This is a genomic window from Streptomyces spinoverrucosus (assembly GCF_015712165.1).
GTDB classification, from domain to species: Bacteria; Actinomycetota; Actinomycetes; order Streptomycetales; family Streptomycetaceae; genus Streptomyces; species Streptomyces spinoverrucosus_A.
In genome coordinates this window covers 6,207,557-6,233,034 of sequence record NZ_JADPZX010000001.1, presented here as the reverse complement: position 1 = coordinate 6,233,034, position 25,478 = coordinate 6,207,557, and the positions used below count along the sequence as shown (strand labels likewise).

The window sequence follows — 25,478 nt, the reverse complement described above, 5'->3', positions numbered from 1 at the left end:
CGTGGGGCGGAGGGCGGATGCGGATGAGCAGCAGTCAGGCCGAGGGACCCATGACGCCGGTGTACGACCACGGCGGTGGCGTGCTGTCCCTCCAGGTCCCCATCCCGGACAACCCCCTCGGGCACACCCTCGTCTACGTCGTCGACACCGACGCGGGCCCGGTGCTCGTCGACACCGGCTGGGACGACCCGGCGTCCTGGGACACGCTCGCCGCCGGGCTGACGGCGTGCGGTACTTCGGTCGCCGAGGTCCACGGCGTGGTCATCACCCACCACCATCCCGACCACCACGGCCTGTCGGGCCGGGTGCGGGAGGCGTCTGGGGCGTGGATCGCGATGCACGCGGCGGACACGGCGGTGGTACGGCGGACACGGGAGGCCCGCCCGGAGCACTGGTTCGCGTACATGGCGGACAAACTCACCGCGGCCGGCGCCCCCGAGGCCCATGTGGCCCCGCTGCGCACCGCCCGCGGCCCGCTACCCGGCCTCTCCCCCGCGCTCCCCGACCGGGAGATCGTCCCCGGCGAGCTCCTCGACCTCCCCGGCCGCCACCTGCGCGGGATCTGGACGCCGGGACACACGCCGGGCCACGTCTGCCTGCATCTGGAGGAGCGGCACCCGTCCCAACTCCCGGGCTACGGCCGTCTGTTCTCCGGGGACCACGTCCTGCCCGAGATCACCCCGCACATCGGCCTGTACGAGGACCCGGACGACACGACGGTCACCGACCCCCTCGGCGACTACCTCGCCTCCCTGGAACGCGTCGCCCGCCTCGCCCCCGCCGAGATCCTCCCGGCCCACCAGCACGCCTTCACCGACGCCCCCGCCCGGGTAAGGGAGTTGCTCACCCACCACGAGGCCCGCCTCACCGGCCTGGCACTGCTGCTGACCGAGCCCCTCACCCCCTGGCAGCTCGCCGAACGCATGGACTGGAACCGCCCCTGGGCCCAAATCCCCTACGGCTCCCGCAACATCGCCGTCTCGGAGGCGGAGGCCCATCTGCGCCGCCTGGTGAAGCTGGGGCGGGCGGAGGCGGTGCCCGGGACCGATCCCGTGCGATACGTGGCATGGTGAAGCCCTCGCTCTTCCCTTCTCTTCCCGCGGGGGGTTCATATGCTGTGGGCGCGACCGCGTCGCCGCAGGGCCGTGACGCTGCTCCCCGTGCCGGGGCCGTGCGCGCCCGGGCGGCACACGGTGCACACCGAACGTCTGCTGCTCTACACCCCGGAGACGCAACTGGACCTGCTGGCGGCGATCGCGGCCGGGTCGGACGACGAGGCCCAGCGGTGGCTGGGGATGCGGGGCGAGGAGATCGTGGCCGACGCCCGACTCCGCGAGACCCTGCTGCGGATGCGGCCCGGCGACAGTGACCGGAAGATCCGCCCGGAGCTGCTCGCGGCCTTCGAGCCCAGCCCCGAGGAGGGCGAGATCATGGTCGGCGTGCGCCGGGACGACGGCCGCTACGCCGGGGCTCTCCAGCTCGACCACGCCGTCGGCCAGATAGGTGGCTGGCTCGCACCGCACGCCCGCGGCGAGGGCCTCGGCGCGGAGCTGTTCCACGCGGCCGCCCTGCTCGGCCACAGCCACTTCGGCATGGACACCGTCCACGCCGGGACCGAGGCGACGAACTCGGCCTGCCGGGGCGCCCTCGTCCGCGCGGGCTTCGTCCCGACCGAGGGGCCACCCACGCACACCCTGCGCGACGGCCGCGAGATCGACTCCACCTGGTTCCGCCACGAGCCCTCCGCCCCGGTCGCCCGCTGCCGTGCGGCGTGCGTGACCCACTCCCGCGTCTAGCCGGCCCCGTATGTCCGGGGGGCCGATGCTGTTCCTGCGGCTGCTGATGCTCGCGGTCGCGGTGCTGGGACTCGTGGTGTGCGCGGACCGTGTCGACGTACACCGTCAGGCTGTCGTGCTCTACCAGAACGCTCCCCCGTGTCCCGCCGGAACCGACTGGGAGACGGCCGGCGACTGCGTGGCGCGGACCGTCGCCGAGATCGTCGACACGAGCTGGTACGAGTCGTGCACCACGGACAGCAACGGAGTGCGGAGCTGCACCACGCACTACAGCGCACAGGTCCGCTTCGGCGAGCGCGAGGAGTGGCTGGACGTCGACGAGCACACCCACGACGCGGTGCGCCCGGGAGACCGTGCGGACCTGCGGCTCTGGCACGGCCAAGTGGTCCGGATGGAGACCCGTGGGCACACCGAGATCTACCTGACCTCCTCGGAGTTCGCCACGTTGGGTTGGCTGATTTTCGCGTGGCTGCTGCTGGGAGCCGCCTTGCTGGCCCTGTTCGGGCCGTGGCTGTTCCCACTGGTGGGGGGCTGGCTGGTGCTGATCATTCCGTATCTGAATGTCACGTACAGCCTGCTGGGCCTGGACCCGATGGGGTGGCTGGGCTGGACCATCACGGTCGTCCTCACGGGGGTGGGGATCTGGGGCATGTGGCGAGGACTCGACTACGTGGACTGACCCCGGTGTCCGGCTTCGGCGTGAGACAGGTGTAGCCACGGGGGCGTTCTTCATGTAGAGATATGGTCCAAATGGACGCATTCAGTCGCTTTAGGGGCATAACCTCGCGGCTTCTGGTCGGCAGAAGTCCGCGAAGCGTCGCTGGTCAGGTCTTCCTCCTGCAGGTGGCGCTGGTGGTGCTGCTCGTGGCGTGCGCCGTGGTGGCGCAGGTGATCCAGTCGCGGATGGCCGGCGGCGAAGAGGCCAAGCGGCGCTCCATCGCCGTTGCCCAGACCTTCGCCCACTCCCCCGGCATCCTGTCGGCGCTGCGGGCCCCCGACCCGTCGAAGGTGCTGCAGCCGCTCACCGAGGCGGGTCGGCGGTCGGCCGGCGTCGACTTCATCGTCGTCATGGACACCCATGGCATCCGGTACACGCATCCCCAGCCGGACCGGATCGGAAAGCGCTTCGTGGGCCGCATCGAGCCGTCGCTGGCCGGCCGGGTCTACACCGAGAGCGTGCACGGGCCGCTCGGCCACGAGGTGCAGGCCACCGTCCCCGTCAGGGGAAGCGACGGCAAGGTGGTGGCGCTGGTCTCCGCCGGTCTGAAGGTCGAGACGGTCACCAGCCAGGTGGAACGGCAGATGCCACTCATCCTGGGTGCCGGAGCGGTCGGACTGCTGGTGGTCACGGCCGGAGCGGCGCTGGTCAGCAGGCGACTGCGGCGGCAGACCCACAACCTGGACGCCGGCGCGATGACGCGTATGTACCAGCACCACGACGCGGTCCTGCACTCCATGCGCGAAGGTTTGCTCATCGTCAGCCCGGACGGCCGACTGCTCCTGGCGAACGACGAGGCCGCACGGCTTCTCGACCTGCCCCCGGACGCCGAGGGCAGGCTGGTGACGGAGCTGCCCGGCCTCCCCCCGGGCATCCGGAAACTGCTGACCTCCGGGCGCAGGGCCACCGGCGAAGTGCACCGCGCCGAGGAGCGCCTGCTCGCGATCACCCAGCGGCCCACGGCACGCGGCGGTGGCTGCGCCGGCGGCACGGTGGTCGTCCTGCGCGACTCCACCGAGTTGCGGGCACTCTCCGGCCGGGCCGAGATGGCCCGCGAGCGCCTGAAACTTCTCTACGACGCGGGCGTGGGCATCGGCGACAGCCTCGATGTGACGCGTACGGCCGAGGAACTGGCCCACATCGCCGTTCCCCGGTTCGCCGACTTCGTGACCGTGGACCTGGTCGACGAAGTGCTGCAGGGTGAGGAGCCGACCGGCACCGGGACGGGCATGCGCCGTACCGCCGTCAAGAGCATCCGGGAGGACCATCCCTTCTGCGAGGTCGGCAGCCTGATCGACTTCGCCCCCTCCGCACCGCACGCCCGGGGCATGGGCACGGGTCGTTCGGAACTGGTGCCGGATCTGGCCACCGCGACGGGACTCCGTCTGCAGGCCGCCGAGCAGATGGAGACGATCGAGGCCTGCGGCATCCACTCCATGATCTCCGTCCCGATCCAGGCCCGCGGCATCATGCTCGGAGTGGCCGCCTTCTGGCGCTGCCGCAAACCGGAGCCCTTCGACGAGGAGGAGCTGTACCTGGCCGAGGAACTGGTCGCCCGCGCCGCGCTCAGCATCGACAACGCCCGCCGCTTCACCCGCGAGCACACCCTCGCCGTCGCCCTCCAGCGCAGTCTGCTGCCGCGCGCGCTGCCCGAGCAGAGCGCGCTCGATGTCGCCTTCCGCTACCTGCCGGCACAGTCCGGGGTGAGCGGCGACTGGTTCGACGTCATCCCGCTGCCCGGCGGCCGGGTGGCGCTGGTGGTCGGCGACGTCGTCGGCCACGGTCTGCACGCGGCGGCCACCATGGGCCGGCTGCGCACCGCCGTACACAACTTCTCCACCCTCGACCTGCCGCCCGACGAACTGCTCAGCCGTCTCGACGAGCTCGTCAGCCGTATCGACCAGGACGAGTCCGACGCGGACCGGGACTCCGGCGTCATCGGCGCCACCTGCCTCTACGCCGTGTACAACCCGGTCGAGCGCCGCTGCTCGATGGCACGGGCCGGGCACCTGGCCCCCGCCCTGGTGGGCCCCGACGGCGACGTCACGTTCGCCGACGTGCCGGCGGGTCTGCCGCTGGGCCTCGGGGGCATGCCGTACCAGGCCGTCGATTTCGAGCTGGCGGAAGGCACCCAGCTCGTCTTCTACACGGACGGGCTCATCGAGGACCGCTCGCGGGATCTGGACGTCGGCATGGAAATGCTGCGCGAGGCCCTCGCCCGGCACCGCGACCGCTCGCCCGACGAACACTGCGAGGCCGTGGTGGAGGAACTCCTGCACGGGCGGCCCAAGGACGACGTCGCGGTGCTCATCGCCCGCACCCTGGCCACGCCGGCCGACCGGGTCGCCGACTGGGACGTGCCCTGTGACCCCGCCGCTGTCGCCGGAATGCGCGCCGCCGTGGCGCGGAAGCTCGACGAGTGGGACCTGTCCGAGCTCTCCTTCGGAACGGAACTCGTGCTCAGCGAGCTGGTCACCAACGCCATCCGGCACGGCTCGCCCCCGATCCACGTACGGCTCCTGCGCGACCGCACCCTGATCTGCGAGGTGTCCGACGGCACCAGCACCTCGCCGCACCTGCAGTACGCCACCACGACGGAGGAGGGCGGCCGTGGACTGTTCCTGGTCTCCCAGGTGGCGGACCACTGGGGTACTCGGTACACCCCGCAGGGCAAGGTCATCTGGGCCGAGCAGGCCTTGCCGGCGCATGACACGCCACCAGGGCTCCGAGCCGCGCCGCCCCTGCAGCGGCAACCGGGCCGCAGCGTGCGGGAAGCGAACGTGCGCAGCGCGTGGTGAGCGGCGACCGCGCCGGGCCGGCGCGGCGTCTCAGGCGAGTTCCACGAGGAGGTCGCCGCCCTCGACCTGCTGGATTCGGTTGATGGCCAGCCTGGCCACCGTGCCGGACTTCGCAGCGGTGATCGCGGCTTCCATCTTCATCGCCTCGATGGTGGCCACCGTGGCACCGGCCGCCACCTCGTCGCCCTCGGCGACCGCGAGGGTCACCACGCCGCCGAACGGCGCCGCGACGTGGCCGGGGTTGCCCCGGTCCGCCTTCTCGGTGACCGGGATGTCGGAGGCAGCCGCCCGGTCGCGGATCTGGATCGGCCGCAGCTGACCGTTCAGCGACGACATCACCGTGCGCATACCGCGTTCGTCCGCGTCACCGATGGCCTGCAGCTCGATGAGCAGACGCACTCCGGGTTCGAGGTCGACGCCGTACTCCTTGGCGGGCCGCAGCCCGTAGAAGAAGGCCTTGCTGTCCAGCACGCTGGTGTCGCCGAACGTGTGGCGGTGGGTGTCGAACTCGCGCGTCGGTCCGGGGAACAGCAGTCGGTTGAGCGTCGCCCGCCGGTCCTTCGCGAGCCCCGCACGGTCGTCGGCGGTCAGTTCCTGTACGGGCTTGGGCTCGGCGCGGCCCCGCAGCGCCTTGCTGCGGAACGGCTCGGGCCAGCCGCCGGGCGGGGTGCCCAGCTCGCCGCGCAGGAAGCCGATGACCGAGTCGGGGATGTCGAACCGGTCCGGGTTCGCCTCGAAGGCCTCCGGGGACACCCCCGCGCCCACCAGATGCAGCGCGAGATCGCCGACGACCTTCGAGGAGGGCGTCACCTTCACCAGGCGGCCCAGCATCCGGTCGGCGGCCGCGTACATCGCCTCAATCTGCTCGAAGCGGTCGCCGAGGCCCAGCGCGATCGCCTGGGTGCGCAGGTTGGACAGCTGCCCGCCGGGGATCTCGTGGTGGTAGACGCGGCCGGTCGGCGAGGCCAGACCGGCCTCGAAGGGTGCGTAGACCTTGCGGACGCTCTCCCAGTACGGCTCCAGGTCACCGACGGCCTTCAGGTCCAGGCCGGTGGGCCGGTCGGAGTGGTCGGTCGCCGCCACGATCGCCGACAGGGACGGCTGCGAGGTGGTGCCCGCCATGGACGCCACCGCTCCGTCCACCGCGTCCGCGCCCGCCTGGATCGCGGCCAGGTAGGTGGCGAGCTGGCCGCCGGCGGTGTCATGCGTGTGGACGTGGACCGGCAGGTCGAACTCCCGGCGCAGGGCCGACACGAGTTTCGCCGCGGCCGGTGCCCGCAGCAGGCCCGCCATGTCCTTGACGGCCAGGACGTGGGCGCCCGCGGCCACGATCCGCTCGGCGAGGCGCAGGTAGTAGTCCAGGGTGTACAGGCGCTCCGACGGGTCGGACAGGTCGGAGGTGTAGCACAGGGCCACCTCCGCGACGGCCGTGCCGGTCTCGCGTACGGCCTCGATGGCGGGCCGCATCTGGTCGACGTCGTTCAGGGCGTCGAAGATGCGGAAGATGTCTATGCCGGTGGCCGCGGCCTCCTGCACGAACGCGTCGGTGACCTCGGTCGGATACGGCGTGTAGCCGACGGTGTTGCGCCCGCGCAGCAGCATCTGCAGGCAGATGTTCGGCACGGCTGCCCGCAGGGCGGCCAGGCGTTCCCAGGGGTCCTCCGCGAGGAAGCGCAGGGCGACGTCGTAGGTGGCACCGCCCCAGCACTCCAGCGACAGCAGCTCGGGCAGGGTACGCGCCACCACCGGAGCGACGGCGAGCATGTCCTTGGTGCGGACCCGGGTGGCGAGCAGCGACTGGTGGGCGTCGCGGAAGGTGGTGTCGGTGACGCCGAGGGTCGGTGAGGTGCGCAGGCGGCGGGCGAAGCCCTCGGGGCCCAGTTCGGCGAGCGCCTGCCGGGAGCCGGCCGGTGGCTCACCGTCCGGCAGCGGCGGCAGCTTGGTCAGCGGGTCGATCAGGTCGGGCCGCTCGCCGTGCGGCTTGTTCACGGTGACGTCGGCGAGGTAGGTCAGGAGCTTGGTGCCGCGGTCGGCGGAGTGGCGTGCGGTGAGCAGGTGCGGGCGCTGCTCGATGAACGACGTGGTGACCCGGCCGGCCTGGAAGTCCGGGTCGTCCAGCACCGCTTGCAGGAACGGGATGTTCGTGGCCACGCCGCGGATGCGGAACTCGGCGACGGCACGCCGGGCACGGCCCACGGCGGTGGTGAAGTCCCGGCCGCGGCAGGTGAGCTTGACCAGCATGGAGTCGAAGTGCGCGCTGATCTCCGTACCGGCGTGGGTGGTTCCGCCGTCGAGGCGGATGCCCGAGCCGCCGGGCGAGCGGTAGGCGCTGATGCGGCCGGTGTCCGGGCGGAAGCCGTTGGCGGGGTCCTCGGTGGTGATACGGCACTGGAGGGCCGCGCCGCGCAGGGTGACCGTCTCCTGCGACAGCCCCAGGTCCGCCAGGGTCTCGCCGGCGGCGATGCGCAGCTGCGCCTGTACGAGGTCGACGTCGGTCACCTCTTCGGTGACCGTGTGCTCGACCTGGATGCGCGGGTTCATCTCGATGAAGACGTGGTTTCCGTCGCGGTCGAGGAGGAACTCCACGGTGCCGGCGTTGCGGTAGCCGATCTGCCGGGCGAACCGCACGGCGTCGGCGCAGATCCGCTCGCGCAGCGCCGGGTCGAGGTTCGGCGCGGGCGCGAGTTCGATGACCTTCTGGTGGCGGCGCTGCAGCGAGCAGTCGCGCTCGAACAGGTGGATGACGTTGCCGTCCCCGTCGGCGAGGATCTGTACCTCGATGTGGCGGGGTTCGACGACGGCCTTCTCCAGGAAGACCGTGGGGTCACCGAACGCGGACGCCGCCTCCCGGGACGCCGCCTCGATGGCCTCCCGCAGCTGGGCGGGATCCTCGACGCGGCGCATACCGCGCCCACCACCGCCCGCGACCGCCTTGACGAACACGGGAAACCCGATGTCCTCGCCGGCCCGGACCAGCTCGTCCACGTCGGTCGACGGCGCCGAGGATTCCAGCACCGGCACACCGGCCGAGCGTGCCGCGGCCACCGCGCGCGCCTTGTTCCCGGTCAGCTCCAGGATGTCCGCGCCCGGCCCGACGAACGTGATGCCCGCTTCCTCGCACGCCCGGGCCAGATCGGGGTTCTCCGACAGGAACCCGTAACCCGGGTAGACGGCGTCCGCTCCGGCGCGGCGCGCCGCACGGATGATCTCCTCCACCGAGAGATAGGCCCGCACCGGGTGCCCCGGCTCGCCGATCTCATAGGCCTCGTCGGCCTTCAGGCGGTGCAGCGAGTTGCGGTCCTCGTGGGGGAAGACGGCGACGGTGCGCGCGCCCAGTTCATAACCAGCGCGGAAAGCGCGAATCGCGATCTCACCGCGGTTGGCGACCAGCACCTTGCGGAACATCCTTGCCCCCTTCAGCCCGCCGGCAGTGAGCACCATGGTGTCGGGGACGGGCCTGTCACGCCATGTGAGCCGGGCCACTCACGGTGGTGGCTCTGCGCAGGGCGTTCCGCTACGGGCGGGTAGAGTGGCCGCGTCGTCATCACCCGTACGGGGGGAAGCCGGTGCAAATCCGGCGCTGACCCGCAACCGTGAGCAGCGCACGCTGTGAGCCGGACTGCCCCGCACGGAAACGTGACCGGCTCACGTGCACCGGCAACCGGCCGGTGTGCGGCACCGTCGAGGTATACGGAGCCGAGCCGCCCGGGGGTGCCCCGTGCTGCCCGGCTCCCCGCAGGGAGAGGCACCCGCCGATCATGAACGTCGTCCGCCGCAGCGCCGCGGCCCTGGCCGTCACCACCGTGATCGGCGTCGCCGCGCCCCCGGTCGCGCAGGCCGCGAGCCCCTCGCCGTCGCTGCCCTCGGGCCTGTACGGCACGTCCGACCCGACCTACGACGGCGTCTGGCGGCAGTCGCTCGCCCTGCTCGCGCAGGACACCGTGGGCGTCAAGCCCGCCTGGAAGGCCACGGACTGGCTGGCCCGGCAGCAGTGCGACAACGGCGGCTTCGCCGCGTTCCGGGCCGATCCCGGCAAGGACTGCGACGCCAAGACCATGGTCGACAGCAACAGCACGGCCGCCGCCGTCCAGGCCCTCGCCGCGCTCGGCGACTACGAGGCCGCCACCGGCAAGGCCGTCGACTGGCTGAAGTCCGTGCAGAACAAGGACGGCGGCTGGGGCTACACCCCCGGCGGTCCCAGTGACGCCAACTCCACCGCCGTAGTCATCGGCGCCCTCGCGGCGGCGGGCGAGAAGCCGGACGCCGTCGTCAAGGACGGCAAGTCCCCCTACGACGCCCTGCTGAAGCTGTCCATACGCTGCGACGCGAAGGACGGCGGTGCCTTCGCCTACCAGCCCGACAAGAAGGGCGAGCTGGCGGCCAACGCGGACGCGACCGCGGCGGCCGTCCTGGGCGCGCTGGGCCAGGGCCTGGTGGCCGAGGCGGGCAAGCAGGCCGAGCCGAATTGCGTCGACGCCGACACCCCCGAGCAGGCCGCCGCCAACGGTGCCGCCCATCTCACCAAGACTCTCGCCAAGGACGGCCACCTCACCTCCGCCCTCCCCGGCGCCGAGGACCAGCCCGACTACGGCAACACGGCCGACGCGGTGGTCGCGCTGGCCGCGCAGGGCGGCGCCGAGCAGGCGAAGAAGCCCCTGACCTGGCTGGAGCAGAACGCGACGGCCTGGGCGATGCAGAGCGGCCCCGCCGCCTACGCCCAGCTGATCCTCGCCGCCCACGCCGCCGGCGCCGACCCGCGCGACTTCGGCGGCACGAACCTGGTCGAGAAGCTCAACGCGACGGGCCCGGCGCCGCAGGCCCTGCTCAAGGACCGGGCCGTGACGACGAACGAGACGGAGGACGAGGGCACGAGCTTCGGCGTGTGGTGGTACGTCGGTGTCTTCCTCGTCGTCGGCATCGGCATCGGCTTCCTGCTCAGCGGCCGCAACAAGAGGCAGCAGCCGTGAGGTTCCGCCGTATCGCCGCCCTGCTCCTGGCCGCGCTGTTCCTCCTGCTGAACACCGGCCAGGCGCAGGCCGCCGGCTACCGCTACTGGTCGTTCTGGGAGCGCGGCGGCAACGCGTGGACGTACGCCACCCAGGGCCCCGCCACCGCCCGCCCCGCCGACGGCGACGTCCAGGGTTTCCGCTTCTCGGTCAGCGAGGACTCCCAGGACGCGTCCCAGCCGCGCGGCACGGCCGACTTCACGACGATCTGCGCCGACACCCCGGCGCGGGACGGCAAGAAGCGGGTGGCCCTGGTCCTCGACTTCGGCACACCGTCGGACGCCCCCTCCGGCGAAACCCCGCCTCCCGCCCGCACGGCCTGCGCCCAGATCTCCCCCGACGCGACAACAGCGGAGGCCCTGGCGTCGGTCGCCAAGCCCCTCCGCTACAACACGAACGCCCTGCTGTGCGCGATCGCGGGGTATCCGGAGAAGGGCTGCGGCGAGCAGGTATCGACGGACAGCGAGCAGTCCACGCCGAGCAACGACGACGCGGGACCGACGGCAAGCGTATGGGCGGGCATCGCGGCGATCGCCGTACTGGCCGCTGCGGCGATATGGCAGACCCGCCGCCGTAAACATGGCTGAGCACCAACGCCCTCTAGGGGCGCGGGGAACTGCGCGACGAGCCCCCCACGGCCCGCAGAGGAAAGACGGCGCACACCACAAAGCACAACGCAGGGCACAAACACACCCCGGCGCCTGGTGGCTCTGGTCCCTCTCCCTAGGCACCGCAGCCACCCGCACCACCAACCCCCTCCTCCTCACCCTCCTCATCACGGTCACGGCATACGTGGTAGCAACCCGCCGCCCAGCCACGCCGTGGTCCCGCTCCTACGGCGCCTTCGTCAAACTCGCCCTCGCCGTCCTCCTCATCCGCCTCCTCTTCGCCATCACCCTCGGCTCCCCCCTCCCCGGCACCCACACCCTCCTCACCCTCCCCGAAGTCCCCCTCCCCGACTGGGCCCAGGGCATCCGCCTGGGCGGCAGGGTCACCGCCGAGACGCTCGTCTTCGCCCTCTACGACGGCCTGAAACTGGCCACGCTCCTGATCTGTGTCGGCGCCGCCAACGCCCTGGCCAGCCCCACCCGCCTCCTGAAGTCCCTCCCCGGCGCCCTCTACGAGACCGGCGTGGCCGTGGTCGTGGCCCTCACCTTCGCCCCGCACCTGATCGCCGACGTCCGGCGCCTGCGCGCCGCCCGCCGGCTGCGCGGCCGCCCGGACAGGGGCGTGCGAGGCCTGGTCCAGGTGGGCCTGCCCGTCCTCGAAGGCGCCCTCGAACGCTCCGTCGCCCTCGCCGCCGCCATGGACGCCCGCGGCTACGGCCGTACCGCCCAGGTCCCGCCCGCGATCCGCCGTACGACCGCCGCCCTCACGCTCACCGGCCTGCTCGGCGTCTGCGCGGGAACGTACGGCCTGCTCACCGCCGAAGGCGGCACCTACGGCCTCCCGGTCCTGCTCGCCGGCCTCGCCGCCGCCCTCGCCGGCCTCTGGCTGGGCGGCCGCCGCACCCCGCGCACCCGCTACCGCCCCGACACCTGGAACACCCGTTCCTGTCTGGTCGCCGCGTCCGGCGCCGCCGTCGCCGCGCTCCTCACCCTCGCGGCCTCCACCGACCCCGCCGCCCTGCACCCCGGCGTGATCCCCCTGGTCGCCCCCACGCTCCCCCTCTGGCCCGCGGCAGCCGTACTCCTCGGCCTGCTCCCGGCGTTCCTCACCGCACCACCCAAGGAACGGTCATGATCCGCTTCGACGACGTCTCCGTGACCTACGACGGGGCCGCCGAACCCACCGTCCAGGGCGTCGACTTCGAGGTCCCGGAAGGCGAACTCGTCCTGCTCGTCGGCCCGTCCGGCGTCGGCAAGTCCACCCTGCTCGGCGCGGTCAGCGGCCTCGTCCCGCACTTCACCGGCGGCACCCTGCGCGGCCGGGTCACGGTCGCCGGCCGCGACACCCGCACCCACAAGCCGCGCGAGCTCGCCGACGTCGTGGGCACCGTCGGCCAGGATCCCCTCTCCCACTTCGTCACGGACACCGTCGAGGACGAACTCGCCTACGGCATGGAGTCGTTGGGCCTCGCCCCGGACGTGATGCGCCGCCGAGTCGAGGAGACCCTGGACCTGCTCGGCCTCGCCGACCTCCGCGACCGCCCCATCGCCACCCTCTCCGGCGGCCAGCAGCAGCGCGTCGCGATCGGCTCGGTCCTCACCCCGCACCCGAGCGTCCTCGTCCTCGACGAACCGACCTCGGCTCTGGACCCGGCCGCCGCCGAGGAGGTCCTCGCCGTCCTCCAGCGCCTCGTCCACGACCTCGGTACGACGATCCTGATGGCCGAACACCGCCTGGAACGCGTCATCCAGTACGCCGACCAGGTCGCCCTCCTCCCGACCCCCGGCGCACCCCCGATCCTCGGCACCCCGGAGGAGATGATGGCCATCTCCCCGGTCTACCCCCCGGTCGTAGCCCTGGGCCGCCTGGCAGCCTGGACCCCCCTGCCCCTGACGGTCCGCGACGCAAGGCGACGAGCAGCACCCCTACGGCAACAACTCGAGAAGCAGCACAGCAACGCAGAGCAGGGGCGCGGGGAACTGCGCGACCAGCCAAAGACAACCCGCACCCACCCCCAATCCGCACCCCCCGAGTCCTTCGGCACCACCCCCCACCGCCGCTGGTTCCGCCGCACCCGCACCCGCACCACCACCACCCCAAACACCCCCCACACAGCCGAAATACAAGCCCTCTCGGTAACCCGAACCCGCATCCAAGCCCTACGCCACATCGACCTCACCATCACCCCCGGCGAAACCATCGCCCTCATGGGCCGCAACGGCGCCGGAAAATCCACGCTCCTCAACACGCTGGTAGGCCTGGTCGAACCGTCCTCCGGAAAGGTCCACGTCGGCGGAGCCGTCCCGCACCGCACGCCACCCCCCGACCTCGTCCGCCGCGTCGGCCTCGTACCGCAGGAACCCCGCGACCTCCTCTACGCCGACACGGTCGCCGCCGAGTGCGCGGCCGCCGACGCCGACGCGGGCGCCACCCCCGGCACCTGCCGGGCCCTGGTCTCCGAGCTGCTCCCCGGTATCACCGACGACACGCACCCCCGCGACCTCTCCGAGGGCCAGCGCCTCACCCTCGCCCTGGCGGTCGTCCTCACCGCCCGCCCCCCACTCCTGCTCCTCGACGAACCGACCCGGGGCCTGGACTACGCGGCGAAGTCCCGCCTGGTCACGCTCCTGCGCGAGCTGGCCGCCGAGGGCCACGCGATCGTCCTCGCCACCCATGACGTGGAACTGGCCGCCGAGCTGGCCCACCGCGTGATCCTGCTGGCCGAGGGCGAGGTGATCGCCGACGGCCCGACGGCGGACGTGGTCGTCTCGTCCCCGTCCTTCGCCCCGCAGATCACCAAGATCCTGGCCCCACAGCAGTGGCTCACGGTCACCCAGGTCCGGGAGGCCTTGTCATGACGGACTGGACGCGGCCCACGGCGGACGCCGACCCGACCGAGCCCGCCACGCGGAAGGCAGCCGCAGGCACCGCGCCGACCGAGCCCGCCACGCGGAAGGTGGCCGTCGGCAGCACCGCGCCGACCGCCGCCGGCAGCACCGCGCCCGCCCCGGGCCGCACCCGCCAAGCCCGGCCCGTCCGTCTCGGCCCCCGTTCCCTCGTCGCCCTCGCGTTCACCAGCGCGGTCGGCGCGGCAGCCTTCTTCTGGCCGTTCCTCGCGCCGCCCACCTCCCAGGTCGCGGCCCACGCCCAGGACGCCCCCTGGCTCTTCTCGGGACTGCTCGTCCTCCTCATAGCGGTCGTTGCGGCGACGATCTCCGAGTCGGGGCTCGGCCCGAAGGCCGTGGCCATGCTCGGGGTGCTGGCCGCGACGGGCGCGGCGCTGCGGCCGATCGGTGCCGGTACGGCGGGCATCGAGCCGATGTTCTTCCTGATGGTGTTGAGCGGACGCGTGCTCGGCCCGGGCTTCGGGTTCGTGCTCGGCGCGATCACGATGTTCGCGTCCGCGCTGCTCACGGGCGGGGTGGGTCCGTGGATGCCGTTCCAGATGCTGGCGATGGGCTGGTTCACGATGGCGGCCGGACTGCTCCCGGCGCCGGACCGCCTGCGCGGCCGCGCCGAGCTGCTCCTCCTGTCCGGCTACGGCTTCCTCGCGGCCTTCGCCTACGGCACGATCATGAACCTCGCGGGCTGGCCCTTCATGAGCGCGCTGGCCTCGAACATCGCCTTCGATCCGGAGGCACCGGTCCCCGCCAACCTGGCCCGTTTCGTGGCGTACTGCCTGGCCACCTCCCTCGGCTGGGACCTGGGCCGCGCGCTCGTCACGGTCGTCCTCACCCTCACGCTCGGCCCGGCAGTCCTCAAGGCCCTCCGCCGCGCCACCCGCCGCGCCGCCTTCGAGACCCCGGTCACATTCGACCCGCCCACTCGGTGACGGACAGATAAGCGCTCGCACGCGGACGGTTACCCGGACGGTGAAGCACCCCACATGACCTACGTCACCAACGACCCTCCCTAGTAGATCCGCACGCCTGTCATGCACGCGGCATAATGCCCCCTGACCTGCGCATTGAGAGCCACGTCACACAGAGGACGTTCACCCCGCATGCGACCACAACTAGTAAAAGGGGTCATTGCGGACACTTCGCCCGGCTGCTTCTCTGGATGACGTCGCACGGCGCCGACGAGCCCACAGGGTCGCGGCGCCAACGCATGCCACCGCCGCGCACCGCGTGGTTCCGGCTTGTCGCGACCGCCCCGTCCCCGACGAAAAGGTCCGCCTGTGTCCGTCTCCATCCTCCGCCGCATCGCCACCCCGAAGAAGGCCCTCACCGGCGTCGCCGTCGCCGCCGCCACCGCCGGTATGGCGCTCTCCGCCGCCCCGGCCCACGCCGCGCCGGCCGCCTCGCCCACCCAGGCCAAGGCGATCGCGAAGAAGATGATCCCGGACGCCGCCCAGTTCAACGCCTTCAGCAAGATCGTCGAGCACGAGAGCGGCTGGGACATCGACGCCACCAACCCGTCGTCCGGCGCCTACGGCCTGGTCCAGGCCCTGCCGGGCAACAAGATGGCCACCGCCGGTTCCGACTGGAAGACCAACGCCCAGACCCAGATCGAGTGGGGCCTGGACTACATGAAGTCCCGCTACGGCAGCCCGGTCGGCGCCTGGAACTTCTGGCAGGCCAACGGCTGGTACTAAGAGCCGACCCCCAGCACCACACCGGCTGGCCCTCAAAAACCAGCCCCCCATGACGGCGGCGGCCCCCGATCCCCGGGGCCGCCGCCTTCTGCGTCCTCACCCCGCGCTGACCCGCAGCTCCTTCACCCCGTTGATCCACGCCGATCGCAGCCGTCGTGGGTCTCCCGCCAGACGCAGGTTCGGCATCGCGTCGGCCAGTGCGTTGAAGATGAGGTCTATCTCCAGGACGGCCAGGGACTTGCCGAGGCAGTAGTGGGGGCCGCCGCCGCCGAAGCCGAGGTGGGGGTTCGGGTCGCGGGTGATGTCGAACAGGCCCGGGTTCTCGAACACCTCGGGGTCGTGGTTCGCCGAGGCGTAGAAGATGCCGACCCGGTCGCCCTTGCGTATCCGCTTGCCGCCCAGCTCGGTGTCCTGGGTCGCCGTGCGCTGGAAGGACACCACCGGCGTCGCCCAGCGCACGATCTCCTCGGCCGTCGTCGACGGACGCTCCCGCTTGTAGAGGTCCCACTGGTCGGGATGCGTGAGGAAGGCGTGCATGCCGTGCGTGATGGCGTTGCGGGTCGTCTCGTTGCCCGCCACCGCCAGCATCAGCACGAAGAACCCGAACTCGTCCGACCCGAGATTGCCCTCGTCCTCCGCCGCCACCAGCGTGGAGACGATGTCGTGCGCCGGGCACTGCTTGCGGTCGGCGGCCATGTTCATGGCGTACGCGATCAGCTCGGTGGCCGACTCCTTGCCGACCTCCTCCGTGATGGCGTACTCGGGATCGTCGTACGCGATCATCTTGTTGGACCAGTCGAAGATCTTGGCCCGGTCGTCCTGCGGTACGCCGATCAGCTCGGCGATCGCCTGGAGCGGCAGCTCGCACGCGACCTCCGTCACGAAGTCGAACGGACCGGAGTGCGCGCGGGCGCCCTCGACTATGGCGTGCGCCCGCGTCCGCAGCCGCTCCTCCAGCGCCCGGATCGCCCGGGGCGTGAACCCGCGTTGCACGATCTGCCGCACCCGCGTGTGCTCCGGCGGGTCCATGTTCAGCAGGATCAGCCGCTGCGCGTCGATCGCGTCCCGTTCGATGTGCTCGTTGAAGCGGATGATCGCGGTGTTGAGGGTGGAGGAGAACAACTCGGGGTGGGTGGAGACGTACTTGACGTCGGCGTGCCGCGTGACGGCCCAGTAGCCCTCGTCCTGGAAACCGGCCAGGTTCGCGGGTTGGGCGATCCAGGTGACCGGCTCGACGCGGCGCAGTTCGGCGAACTCCGGCAGGGGCACACGGCGGTGCAGCAGATCGGGGTCGGTGAAGTCGAACCCGTCGGGAAGCGCTGGACAGGGCATGGCGGCTCCAGCCATCTGACGACCCATCAGGAAGTGCCGTGAACGTAACGGCGGACTCCGAAGACTGCAAGACCCTTGCGGTGACGGACGTCACGTCAGCAGACTGCTCACAGAACTAGAACACGTACTAGTTCCCGCTGGTAACCGCTGGCTCCGCCAGCTCCGCTGGTTCCTGCTAGTCCTGGCTCTGGACGAGAGGACTGCCTCATGGCCGCCGAACCCGTCATCGTCGAAGCCGTCCGTACCCCCATCGGCAAGCGCGGCGGCGCGCTCGCCAACCTGCACCCCGCCTATCTGCTGGGCGAGACGTACCGCGAACTCCTCGGCCGCACCGGCATCCCCGCCGACTGCGTCGAACAGATCGTCGGTGGCACGGTCACGCACGCCGGCGAGCAGTCCATGAACCCCGCGCGCACGGCCTGGCTGACCATGGGCCTGCCCTACGAGACGGCGGCGTCGACGGTCGACTGCCAGTGCGGTTCCTCGCAGCAGGCGTCCCACATGACCGCCAACCTCATCGCGGCGGGCGTGATCGACGTCGGTATCTCCTGCGGCGTCGAGTCCATGTCCCGCGTCCCGCTCGGGTCGGGCTCGAAGCACGGGCCCGGGAAGCCGTTCCCCGACGAGTGGAACGTCGATCTCCCGAACCAGTTCGTGGCGGCGGAACGCATCGCCCTCCACCGCGGCCTGACCCGCGAGAACGTCGACGCCCTCGGCCTGCTCTCCCAGCAGCGCGCCGCGAACGCCTGGTCCGAGGAGCGCTTCAAGCGCGAGACCTTCGCCGTGCAGGTCCCGACGACGGAGGAGGAGCAGCACGCCGGGCAGGGTATGTGGCGGCTCGTCGACCGTGACGAGGGCCTGCGCGATACGTCGATGGAGGCACTGTCGGGCCTGAAGCCGATCATGCCGACGGCCGTGCACACGGCGGGCAACTCGTCGCAGATCTCGGACGGTGCGGCGGCGATCATGTGGGCGTCGAAGCGGATGGCGCGCGCCCTGAAGCTGAAGCCGAGGGCGCGGATCGTGGCCCAGGCGCTGGTCGGCGCGAACCCGCACTTCCACCTCGACGGGCCCATCGACGCCACGCGCGCGGTGCTGGGCAAGGCGGGGATGTCGCTGAAGGACATCGACGTCGTCGAGATCAACGAGGCGTTCGCGTCAGTGGTGTTGAGCTGGGCGCAGGTCTTCGAGCAGGACTTGGAGAAGGTCAACGTCAACGGCGGTGCGATCGCGCTCGGGCACCCGGTCGGAGCGACGGGTGCCCGGCTCATCACGACGGCGCTGCATGAACTGGAGCGTGCGGACAAGGAGTTCGCGCTGGTGACGATGTGCGCGGGAGGCGCACTCGCCACCGGCACGATCATTCAGCGCTTGTAGCGCCGGTCCAGGAGACGAAGGTGGTGAAGGTGGCCGGGGCGACGGTGAGTATGGGGCCGGTCGGGGTCTTCGAGTCGCGGATGGCGATGGTGGCGCAAGGGGCTTCGGCGACCTCGACGCACTCGCCGCCCTGGTCACTGCTGTACGTCGACTTGCGCCACGTCAGACCGATGGGCGCGCACTCGACACAGCTGCCGCCCTGGTCACCGCTGTAGCTGGACTTACGCCACTGGGTCACCGTCGGCATCGCGTTGCTCGCCATAGCGTTCCTCCATTACGCGCCGGATCAACTCCGCCGAGTCCTTGAGGGAGAGCGCGGCGGCTTGGAGATGATCGTAACGGAGCGAGCAGTCCCTGACGGTGTCCGGATTAGCGGTTGGATGCCCGCTGCCGTATCCCTCGGTGTAGACGATGGTCGGATCGCTCGGGAAGCGAAAGAGGTCGAACGAGCCTTGCAGTCCGGCGTGGGCACCTGCCGAGAACGGCAGCACCTGGACGTTGATCCGGGGATTGCTCTCGAAGGACAACAGGTGGGCCAGTTGCTGCCGCATGGTCTCGGGGCCGCCGGTCTGCTGGTAGAGCGCAGCCTCACTGACGATCGCCCAGAAGACCGGCGGCTGCTCCTTCTCGAAGATGCGCTGTCGTGCCAGTCGTACGGTGGTGCGGTCGTCGAGGTTGGCCTGGTCCAGCACGCCCAGGACGGCACGCGCGTAGGCCGCTGTCTGGAGAAGGCCGTGCACCAAGTGCGTATGGAAGGTGCACATCTCGACGGCCCGAGCCTCAAGTTCCGCTGTCTGCTGAAACCAGGCCGGAAGTTGGCTACGCAACACCAGCTCGGTCAGTCGCGACAGCAGACCGCCCGTCCCCAGGGCCGCGTCCACCCGTTCGCTGAAAGCGGGCGTCGGCAGCTTGCGCGCGGTCTCGATCTGGCCGACCAGCGAACCGGTGTAGTTGATGATCTCCCCGAGCTGCCGCTGTGTCAGTCCGGCCGCTTCCCGGAATCGCCGCAGCTCGTACCCGTAGTAGTCGAGCGGCGAGGCACCCGGGTCGAGGACGTTGATGTGGGTCACGCACGGTCCCCTCTCACGCAACTCCGCCCACATTGGGACGGGTTGTATCCGTTCCGTTGCCCAGAGTAGTCGCGGCTGGCCAGCCTCGTAGCGTGAACGAATACATTCCTCCGGCCTACTTGGCCGCGCGCCCCGTCCAGTACCGCATGAGCCTGGCCGTGGGCGAGCACTCGGCGCGGCACATCCGCCGCATCGTCCGCTCGCTGCTGACGGAGTGGGAGATGCCGGACCTGGCCGACGCGGTGGAGCTCGGCGTGACGGAGCTGGTCGCCAACGTCGTACGCCATGTCCCGGACCGCCGCTGCACGTTGCTGCTCCTGCGGCAGAAGTCGGGCGCGCGGGTGGAGGTGTCGGACGGTTCGCCGCGGCTCCCCGTCCCGGCCAACGTGCTGTCGTCCGACGCGGAGAACGGCCGCGGGCTGTTGTTGCTCGACTCGGTGGCCGACAAATGGGGAGTGGAACCGAGGGCGGACGGCGGCAAAACGGTCTGGTTCGAATGCGAGGCCGCTGCATTGTGATGCCCGTCACCGCCTGGTGAACTTCTGTTCGACTTGTTTCCGGTGATAGCAATATGCCTGTCGATCAGGGGTTCAGGGCGGCAACCAGGTTCAATGCGGGGGGAGTTGACCGAGGGAAGCGAACTGCCCACCTCGGGATGGTGAATGTGCGGTGTCGGAAGCCTGACATCCAAATGAATCGACTTTATCGAGTCGCAATTTCTGCGTGTTCTCTCTTCTGATTCACGGACACACGAAACGGAACATCCATGAGATTTGTTTCTCGGGTGCTGGCCGCAGGACTGGCCGCGGCCGGTGCCATGGTGCTCGCCTTCACGACCGACGGTTCCGGCGGTGCGGACGGGCCGGCGGTCCGCGCGGTCGCCGACGAAGCCCCCGGCTACACGGTGGAGGACTTCAACTACCCGGGCGCCGACAGGATCCTGGCCGAGCAGGGCATCACCCTCAAGCGGGGCGACGGCCACATCCTGCTCGCCGACTGTGTGAGCGGCACCGGCCAACTCGAGGTCTGGGCCCGCAGCTCGGACAAGGTCTGCTTCGACGTCACGGGCAACTCGGGCTGGCTGACGCTGGAGATCCCCGCCGTCTACGCCGTGCGGGGCAACGACTACCAGACCCAGGTCGAGATGACCGTCGACGCCGAGCAGAAGACCTTCGAGGTCGACCAGAACACCTGGACCCCAGTTGGGGAAAGCGCCGATCCGGACGGGCGCGAGCACATGCTCGTGGAGATCACCGCCACCAAGTGACACACCAGACAGGGAGAAACGTGAGTAGGACAGCGAGATACGGGGCGTTGGTCGCCGGTGTGCTGGTCGCGGCGGGAACGCTCGTTGCCAGCCCGGCCCAGGCGATCGTGGGCGATCCGGCCGGTGACGGGGCGAAGACTTACGTCGCGAAGATCGAGATAGGCAACACGGACCGCGCCTGCTCCGGCGCGCTCGTCGAGGCGCGGTGGGTGGTCACGGCGGCGAGCTGCTTCGCCGACGACCCCGCGCAGTACGCGTCGGTCCCGGCGGGCGCGCCATCGCTCCCCGCGAAGGTCACCGTGGGACGCACCGACCTCACGACGACGTCCGGTCAGGTGCGCGACATCGTGGAACTGGTCCCCCGGCCCGATCGGGACCTGGTGCTGGCGAGGCTGTCCGCGCCGGTCGCGAGTGTCGCTCCCGTGGCCCTCGGCGCCACGGCCCCCACCACCGGCGAGGCACTGACCGCCGGGGGCTACGGCCGTACCAAGACCGAGTGGGTGCCCAACCGGCTGCACACCGGCGCGTTCACCGTCACCGGCACCCGTGGCCTGGAGTTGGACATCGACGGCCAGGCCGGCGCCGCGATCTGCATGGGTGACTCGGGCGGTCCGGTGGTCCGTGCCGGCACCGCCGGCGACGAGCTGGTCGCCGTCAGCACCCGTTCCTGGCAAGGCGGATGCTTCGGCTCCGAGGAGACCCGCACCGGCGCGGTCGCCTCCCGCGCCGACGACCTGGCCGCCTGGGTCAACACCACCGTCACCGCGCCCCACACCCTCGTCAACAAGGCGACCGGAAAGTGCCTGGCCGTTCCCCAGGCCAGCGTGGACAACGGCACCAAGCTGATCCAGTGGACCTGCACCGGCAACAACGAACAGCAGTGGCACCTGGAGAAGGTCGCGGGCGGCAACGGCGACCGCTACCGCGTCCGGAACAAGAACAGCAACAGGTGTCTCGCCATCCCGCAGGCCAGCACGGCCAACGGTACCCAGGCCATTCAGTGGACCTGCTCCGGCAGCAACGACCAGATCTGGATCAACGACAGCATCGGCCGGCTGCGGAACGTGAACAGCGACAAGTGCCTCGCCATCCCGCAGGCCAACCCCGCCAGCGGTACCGAGGCCCTGCAGTGGACGTGCTCGACGAGCAACGACCAGCGGTGGACCTGGTAACACCCTGACCGGCACAACCGGAGCCCACGGCCATCAGATCCTGGCCGTGGGCTCCGGTTCGCGTTCCGCACTGGCCGCCACCGCCGTCACCGTCCGCGCCCGAGGCCCCTGGAACAGGTAGGCCAGCCCGAAGCCCGCGCCCACCACCAGCGCGCCGCCGACCGCGTCCAGGACCCAGTGGTTGCCGGTCACCACGATCGCGGTCGCCGTGAGGGTCGGATGCAGCAGGCCGAGCGCCTTCATCCACCCCTTGGGCGCGACGACCGCGATCACGACGCCGCACCACAGGGACCACCCGAAGTGCAGGGAGGGCATCGCCGCGTACTGGTTGGTGAGGGAGGTCAGGGTGCCGTAGTCCGGCTGGGAGAAGTCCTGGACGCCGTGGACCGTGTCGATGATGCCGAAGTCCGGCATCAGGCGCGGCGGGGCAAGCGGGTAGAGCCAGAAGCCGATCAGGGCCAGCAGGGTGGTCAGGCCCAGCGTCGAGCGGGCCCAGCGGTAGTCGACCGGGCGCCGCCAGTACAGGACGGCGAGGACGGTCAGCGGGACCGTGAAGTGGAACGACGTGTAGTAGAAGTCGAAGAACTGGCGGAGCCAGTCGACCTTCACTATCGCGTGGTTGAGCGTGTGCTCGATGTCGATGTGGAGGATCCGCTCCAGGGACAGGATCTGCTCTCCGTGCGCCTCGGCCCGCTCCCGGCCGCCGGAGATCGTGCCACCGGTGGCCGCCAGCCGGACCTGGGAGTACGCCGCGTACGTGACGCGGATGAGGAGCAGCTCCAGGAGCAGGTTCGGGCGGCCGAGGACCCGGCGCAGGAAGGGCAGGAGCGGTATGCCTTTCCAGCGGGCCGCGACCGGTGCGGCGTACTCGGTGGGGATCGGTGAGCGGTAGTAGGGGGAGGTGCGCGACAGGAACGGTACGGCCGTGGCGGCGGCGATCGCGGCCAGGAGGACGACGTTGTCGCGCAGGGGGTGCAGCGCGGCCATGTTCGGCAGGAGCATCTTCGCCGGGAGGGTCATGACCAGCACCACGGCGACCGGCCACACCAGGCGGTCGGAGGCGCGTCTGCCGACCCGGCCGACCACCGCGAGCAGCACCCACAGGAGCTGGTGCTGCCAGGCCGTCGGCGCGACGACGATCGCGGCGCAGCCGGTGACGGCGACGGCGAGCAGGAGCTGGCCGTCACGGGCGTAGCGGACGGCCCGGCGCAGGCCCATGGCGGCGATCGCCGCGCCCAGGGTCAGGAAGAGGGCAATCTCCAGCGGACCGGACAGGCCCAGGCGGAGCAGCGCGCCGTGCAGCGACTGGTTGGCGAGGTCGTCGGCCCGGCCGCCGAGACCGACGCCGGCCATGTGGTGCACCCAGTAGGTGTACGAGTCGCGCGGCATCGCCAGCCAGGCCAGCGCCGTACATCCGGCGAAGGTCGCGCCCAGGGACGCGGCCGCCTGCTTGCGGCCGGTGAACCACAGCAGCGGGGCGAACAGCAGGACCGTCGGCTGGAAGGCGGCGGCGACACCGATCAGCGCGCCGCTGGCCCGCTCGCCGCGCACGGCGAAGCAGCCGAGGAGGACCAGCAGGACCGGGATGATGCTGGTCTGGCCGAGCCAGAACGCGTTGCGCACCGGCAGCGACAGCATCAGCAGACAGATCGCGACGGGCGCGGCCACCAGGGACGTACGGCGGCTTATGGGCTGCGGGAGGGCGCGGGCGGCGACCAGGCCGAGGACGACGACCAGCAGCAGCGTGCCGAAGGTCCAGCCCCAGCCGAGGGCCTGTTCGGCGGCACGGGTGAGGGGTTTGAGGACCAGGCCGCCGAAGGGGGTGCCGGTGAAGCGGGTGGAGTCGTAGAGGGAGCCCTCGACGTGCAGGACGCCGGCCGGGCCGACCCAGGTCTCCAGGTCGGTCAGCCGCTCACCGCGGGGGGTGCCGAGGACGACGGCGATCTGCCGTATGCCAAGGATCGCGGCGACCAGCCACAGGGCCAGGCGCGCGGCGCGCAGGCGTGCGCCCGGCGCCGCGCCGAGGACTCCCACCGGTCTTCCGCTGTGTTCCGCATTCGCCACGCCGCGTCGGCCTCCCGCCCCTGTGGTCCCACGTGCCGTGCACGTGGGGAAGACGCAGGCAACCCCCGATTCACCTGACGTCCCCCCTCCTTTTGTCCGGAAGACGATAGTCGCCGGGGGGTGGGGTTGCTTCGGCCGGGCGCGAGATAGATCACAGGGGGTTCCGGATGCGGTCTTCGGGCGGCCGTCGACGGGCCTGGACAGGGTGCATTTACGTGCCCATGCATCGAAATGGCGACCCTGCGAAATCGGGACAGAGCCCCCTATCGTCGGATTTCGGCCTGCCGCCGACGCTGCCGCGTGGGCCCGTCCCTGTCTCCGTCGAAAGGTAGGCCCTCGGAACGGCGCGGAATCGGTCACTTACCAACTTGCCCGGGTTGACGCGCCAACCGCTGCGGGCCGGCACCCCCGACACGGCCCCTTCCCGCCGTGGCCGAGTGCGGCGCCCCAGGGGTGCGGGTGGCCAGCCCCTACTCGCAGTCGGGCGGTTGGCGTGGCTGGGTAGTGTTGGGCCATGACCGCCTCGCGTGTGACCGATCAGCCCGGGGATGCCTCGCCCTTTGCTCTTGGGCTGCTGCTGCGTCGGGCGCACTGGCGTGCCGCTGCGGTGATGGAGGAGGCGCTTCGGCCGCTCGGGATCGAGTTGCGGCATTTTGCCGTGCTTATCGTGCTGGTCCAGCGCGGGCCCACTGCGCAGCGGGATCTGGTGACGGCGACCGGGTCGGACAAGGCGGGGATCATGCGGGTCGTGGACGATCTGGAGCGCAAGGGACTGGCCGTGCGCAAGAGCGTTCCGGGGGATCGGCGGGTGCGCGCAGTGGAGATCACGCCTGCGGGCGTCGAGCTTTTCGATGCCGCTCATGTGGCGGCGGAGCCGTTGGCCGAGCGTCTGGTTGCCGAGTTGGGCGATGGCGAGGCCGAGCGGTTGAGGGAGTTGCTGACCCGGTTTGCCTATCCAGCGGGCGGTGAGTGAGCGCGCCCGCGTGTGCGGGCGCGCTTTTTTCATGCGGCGAGGCGTTCCGCGAGTTCCTTGGCCTTGGTGGTCGCGTCCCTGAAGGCGCGTTCGCGGGAGGCCTCGTAGAGGGGGATCAGTTCGGACATGGCCGGGTTGCGGGGGGCCATGGTGAGTTCCGGGACGATGAAGTCGACGTCCAGGCCGAGGGTGCGCTTGAGGATGGCCTCCAGGTAGTTCTGTACGAACTCGAAGCCCTCGCGCGGGGTGCCCGGCGCGTAGGAGCCGCCTCGGCTGGCGACGACGGTGACCGGGGTGCCCTGGGCTGAGGGGTTCTCGCCTCCGGTGCGGCCGAGCAGGATCACGTTGTCCAGCCATGCCTTGAGGGTCGACGGGATCGAGTAGTTGTACATGGGGGCGCCGATCAGGACGGCGTCCGCCTGTTCCAGTTCTTCGATGAGCTTCAGGCGTGCGGTGAACGCGGCGGCCTGCTGCGGGGTGCGCTCGGACGGGGCGGTGAAGCCGGCGGACCAGGCGTCGGCGGTGATGTGCGGGACGGGGTCGGCGGCCAGGTCGCGGTAGGTCACCGTGCCCTCCGGGTGCTGTTCCTCCCAGGCCTTGCGGAAGGCGGCCGCGACCGAACGGGACGAGGACGCCTCGCCGGGGAGTAGGGACGAGTCGATGTGCAGCAGCGTGGCCATGGCATCTCTCCGGTTAGTT

At 71.0% G+C, this 25,478-nt stretch carries 21 protein-coding genes and 1 riboswitch; of the genes, 15 read left to right on the top strand and 6 right to left on the bottom strand.

The window, feature by feature from the left end; all coding sequences use genetic code 11:
* Positions 1-50: 50 nt before the first annotated feature.
* The 4 genes from I2W78_RS28330 to I2W78_RS28315 all read left to right on the top strand — a co-directional run bounded on the left by I2W78_RS28330 (position 51) and on the right by I2W78_RS28315 (position 5,312).
* Positions 51-1,073 (top strand): MBL fold metallo-hydrolase, encoded by a 1,023-nt coding sequence (locus tag I2W78_RS28330; RefSeq protein ID WP_196464756.1) that lies wholly within the window; start codon positions 51-53, stop codon positions 1,071-1,073.
* A gap of 120 nt (positions 1,074-1,193) precedes the next feature.
* The gene (locus I2W78_RS28325) at positions 1,194-1,796 is read left to right on the top strand and encodes a GNAT family N-acetyltransferase (protein ID WP_307783822.1); all 603 of its coding nucleotides are present in this window, start codon (positions 1,194-1,196) and stop codon (positions 1,794-1,796) included.
* A gap of 10 nt (positions 1,797-1,806) precedes the next feature.
* Positions 1,807-2,475 carry a hypothetical protein gene (locus I2W78_RS28320; protein ID WP_196463078.1) on the top strand — a complete coding sequence of 223 codons (669 nt, stop codon included), beginning with the start codon at positions 1,807-1,809 and terminating at the stop codon, positions 2,473-2,475.
* 71 nt (positions 2,476-2,546) lie between these two features.
* On the top strand, positions 2,547-5,312 hold the full coding sequence (locus tag I2W78_RS28315) for a SpoIIE family protein phosphatase (protein ID WP_196463077.1): 2,766 nt from the start codon (positions 2,547-2,549) through the stop codon (positions 5,310-5,312).
* A 30-nt stretch (positions 5,313-5,342) separates the two neighbouring features.
* On the opposite strand, the gene I2W78_RS28310 is transcribed toward I2W78_RS28315, so the two are convergent.
* Positions 5,343-8,717 carry a pyruvate carboxylase gene (locus I2W78_RS28310; protein WP_196463076.1) on the bottom strand — a complete coding sequence of 1,125 codons (3,375 nt, stop codon included), beginning with the start codon at positions 8,715-8,717 and terminating at the stop codon, positions 5,343-5,345.
* A gap of 153 nt (positions 8,718-8,870) precedes the next feature.
* Positions 8,871-8,948: riboswitch (cobalamin riboswitch) on the top strand.
* A gap of 122 nt (positions 8,949-9,070) precedes the next feature.
* On the opposite strand from I2W78_RS28310, the gene I2W78_RS28305 reads away from it, so the two are divergent.
* The 6 genes from I2W78_RS28305 (at position 9,071) to I2W78_RS28280 (ending at position 15,524) form a co-directional block, all read left to right on the top strand.
* Positions 9,071-10,279 carry a prenyltransferase/squalene oxidase repeat-containing protein gene (locus I2W78_RS28305; RefSeq protein ID WP_196463075.1) on the top strand — a complete coding sequence of 403 codons (1,209 nt, stop codon included), beginning with the start codon at positions 9,071-9,073 and terminating at the stop codon, positions 10,277-10,279.
* A complete protein-coding gene (locus I2W78_RS28300; RefSeq protein WP_196463074.1) occupies positions 10,276-10,905 on the top strand; it encodes an SCO2322 family protein in 630 nt (209 codons plus the stop codon). Before I2W78_RS28305 ends, I2W78_RS28300 begins: the two co-directional genes overlap by 4 nt.
* Positions 10,898-12,061 carry a CbiQ family ECF transporter T component gene (locus I2W78_RS28295; RefSeq protein WP_196463073.1) on the top strand — a complete coding sequence of 388 codons (1,164 nt, stop codon included), beginning with the start codon at positions 10,898-10,900 and terminating at the stop codon, positions 12,059-12,061. Before I2W78_RS28300 ends, I2W78_RS28295 begins: the two co-directional genes overlap by 8 nt.
* Positions 12,058-13,785 carry an ABC transporter ATP-binding protein gene (locus I2W78_RS28290; protein WP_196463072.1) on the top strand — a complete coding sequence of 576 codons (1,728 nt, stop codon included), beginning with the start codon at positions 12,058-12,060 and terminating at the stop codon, positions 13,783-13,785. Before I2W78_RS28295 ends, I2W78_RS28290 begins: the two co-directional genes overlap by 4 nt.
* Positions 13,782-14,759 (top strand): ECF transporter S component, encoded by a 978-nt coding sequence (locus I2W78_RS28285; RefSeq protein WP_196463071.1) that lies wholly within the window; start codon positions 13,782-13,784, stop codon positions 14,757-14,759. The genes I2W78_RS28290 and I2W78_RS28285 overlap by 4 nt, the downstream gene beginning before the upstream one ends.
* 348 nt (positions 14,760-15,107) lie before the next feature.
* Positions 15,108-15,524 (top strand): transglycosylase SLT domain-containing protein, encoded by a 417-nt coding sequence (locus I2W78_RS28280; RefSeq protein WP_196463070.1) that lies wholly within the window; start codon positions 15,108-15,110, stop codon positions 15,522-15,524.
* 96 nt (positions 15,525-15,620) lie between these two features.
* On the opposite strand, the gene I2W78_RS28275 is transcribed toward I2W78_RS28280, so the two are convergent.
* Positions 15,621-16,856, bottom strand: a complete 1,236-nt coding sequence (locus I2W78_RS28275; protein WP_196463069.1) for a cytochrome P450 — start codon at positions 16,854-16,856, stop codon at positions 15,621-15,623.
* 207 nt (positions 16,857-17,063) lie between these two features.
* Between I2W78_RS28275 and I2W78_RS28270 the strand changes: the two genes are divergently transcribed.
* Positions 17,064-18,233, top strand: coding sequence for a steroid 3-ketoacyl-CoA thiolase (locus tag I2W78_RS28270; protein WP_196463068.1), 1,170 nt, complete (start codon positions 17,064-17,066; stop codon positions 18,231-18,233).
* On the opposite strand, the gene I2W78_RS28265 is transcribed toward I2W78_RS28270, so the two are convergent.
* On the bottom strand, positions 18,217-18,495 hold the full coding sequence (locus I2W78_RS28265; protein WP_196463067.1) for a DUF397 domain-containing protein: 279 nt from the start codon (positions 18,493-18,495) through the stop codon (positions 18,217-18,219). The two genes, I2W78_RS28270 and I2W78_RS28265, sit on opposite strands and share 17 nt — an antisense overlap.
* A complete protein-coding gene (locus tag I2W78_RS28260; protein WP_196463066.1) occupies positions 18,455-19,303 on the bottom strand; it encodes a helix-turn-helix domain-containing protein in 849 nt (282 codons plus the stop codon). Before I2W78_RS28260 ends, I2W78_RS28265 begins: the two co-directional genes overlap by 41 nt.
* 92 nt (positions 19,304-19,395) lie before the next feature.
* Between I2W78_RS28260 and I2W78_RS28255 the strand changes: the two genes are divergently transcribed.
* The 3 genes from I2W78_RS28255 (at position 19,396) to I2W78_RS40775 (ending at position 21,742) form a co-directional block, all read left to right on the top strand.
* A complete protein-coding gene (locus tag I2W78_RS28255; protein ID WP_374222706.1) occupies positions 19,396-19,821 on the top strand; it encodes an ATP-binding protein in 426 nt (141 codons plus the stop codon).
* Positions 19,822-20,069: 248 nt separating this feature from the next.
* On the top strand, positions 20,070-20,570 hold the full coding sequence (locus I2W78_RS28250; protein WP_230885615.1) for a hypothetical protein: 501 nt from the start codon (positions 20,070-20,072) through the stop codon (positions 20,568-20,570).
* A gap of 20 nt (positions 20,571-20,590) precedes the next feature.
* On the top strand, positions 20,591-21,742 hold the full coding sequence (locus I2W78_RS40775; RefSeq protein WP_307783820.1) for an RICIN domain-containing protein: 1,152 nt from the start codon (positions 20,591-20,593) through the stop codon (positions 21,740-21,742).
* Positions 21,743-21,775: 33 nt separating this feature from the next.
* Here I2W78_RS40775 and I2W78_RS28240 read toward each other — a convergent pair whose 3' ends face one another.
* Positions 21,776-23,806, bottom strand: a complete 2,031-nt coding sequence (locus I2W78_RS28240) for a bifunctional glycosyltransferase 87/phosphatase PAP2 family protein (protein ID WP_196463065.1) — start codon at positions 23,804-23,806, stop codon at positions 21,776-21,778.
* A gap of 514 nt (positions 23,807-24,320) precedes the next feature.
* Between I2W78_RS28240 and I2W78_RS28235 the strand changes: the two genes are divergently transcribed.
* On the top strand, positions 24,321-24,779 hold the full coding sequence (locus I2W78_RS28235; protein WP_196463064.1) for a MarR family winged helix-turn-helix transcriptional regulator: 459 nt from the start codon (positions 24,321-24,323) through the stop codon (positions 24,777-24,779).
* Positions 24,780-24,808: 29 nt separating this feature from the next.
* Here I2W78_RS28235 and I2W78_RS28230 read toward each other — a convergent pair whose 3' ends face one another.
* A complete protein-coding gene (locus tag I2W78_RS28230) occupies positions 24,809-25,459 on the bottom strand; it encodes an FMN-dependent NADH-azoreductase (RefSeq protein WP_196463063.1) in 651 nt (216 codons plus the stop codon).
* Between the last annotated feature and the right edge of the window lie 19 nt (positions 25,460-25,478).

Coding starts and splice junctions, on each gene's coding strand:
- I2W78_RS28330 (WP_196464756.1), top strand. CDS start 51: ATGACGCCGGTGTACGACCACGGCGGTGGCGTGCTGTCCCTCCAGGTC.
- I2W78_RS28320 (WP_196463078.1), top strand. CDS start 1,807: ATGTCCGGGGGGCCGATGCTGTTCCTGCGGCTGCTGATGCTCGCGGTC.
- I2W78_RS28315 (WP_196463077.1), top strand. CDS start 2,547: ATGGACGCATTCAGTCGCTTTAGGGGCATAACCTCGCGGCTTCTGGTC.
- I2W78_RS28310 (WP_196463076.1), bottom strand. CDS start 8,717: ATGTTCCGCAAGGTGCTGGTCGCCAACCGCGGTGAGATCGCGATTCGC.
- I2W78_RS28305 (WP_196463075.1), top strand. CDS start 9,071: ATGAACGTCGTCCGCCGCAGCGCCGCGGCCCTGGCCGTCACCACCGTG.
- I2W78_RS28295 (WP_196463073.1), top strand. CDS start 10,898: ATGGCTGAGCACCAACGCCCTCTAGGGGCGCGGGGAACTGCGCGACGA.
- I2W78_RS28290 (WP_196463072.1), top strand. CDS start 12,058: ATGATCCGCTTCGACGACGTCTCCGTGACCTACGACGGGGCCGCCGAA.
- I2W78_RS28285 (WP_196463071.1), top strand. CDS start 13,782: ATGACGGACTGGACGCGGCCCACGGCGGACGCCGACCCGACCGAGCCC.
- I2W78_RS28275 (WP_196463069.1), bottom strand. CDS start 16,856: ATGCCCTGTCCAGCGCTTCCCGACGGGTTCGACTTCACCGACCCCGAT.
- I2W78_RS28270 (WP_196463068.1), top strand. CDS start 17,064: ATGGCCGCCGAACCCGTCATCGTCGAAGCCGTCCGTACCCCCATCGGC.
- I2W78_RS28265 (WP_196463067.1), bottom strand. CDS start 18,495: ATGGCGAGCAACGCGATGCCGACGGTGACCCAGTGGCGTAAGTCCAGC.
- I2W78_RS28250 (WP_230885615.1), top strand. CDS start 20,070: ATGAGATTTGTTTCTCGGGTGCTGGCCGCAGGACTGGCCGCGGCCGGT.
- I2W78_RS28235 (WP_196463064.1), top strand. CDS start 24,321: ATGACCGCCTCGCGTGTGACCGATCAGCCCGGGGATGCCTCGCCCTTT.
- I2W78_RS28230 (WP_196463063.1), bottom strand. CDS start 25,459: ATGGCCACGCTGCTGCACATCGACTCGTCCCTACTCCCCGGCGAGGCG.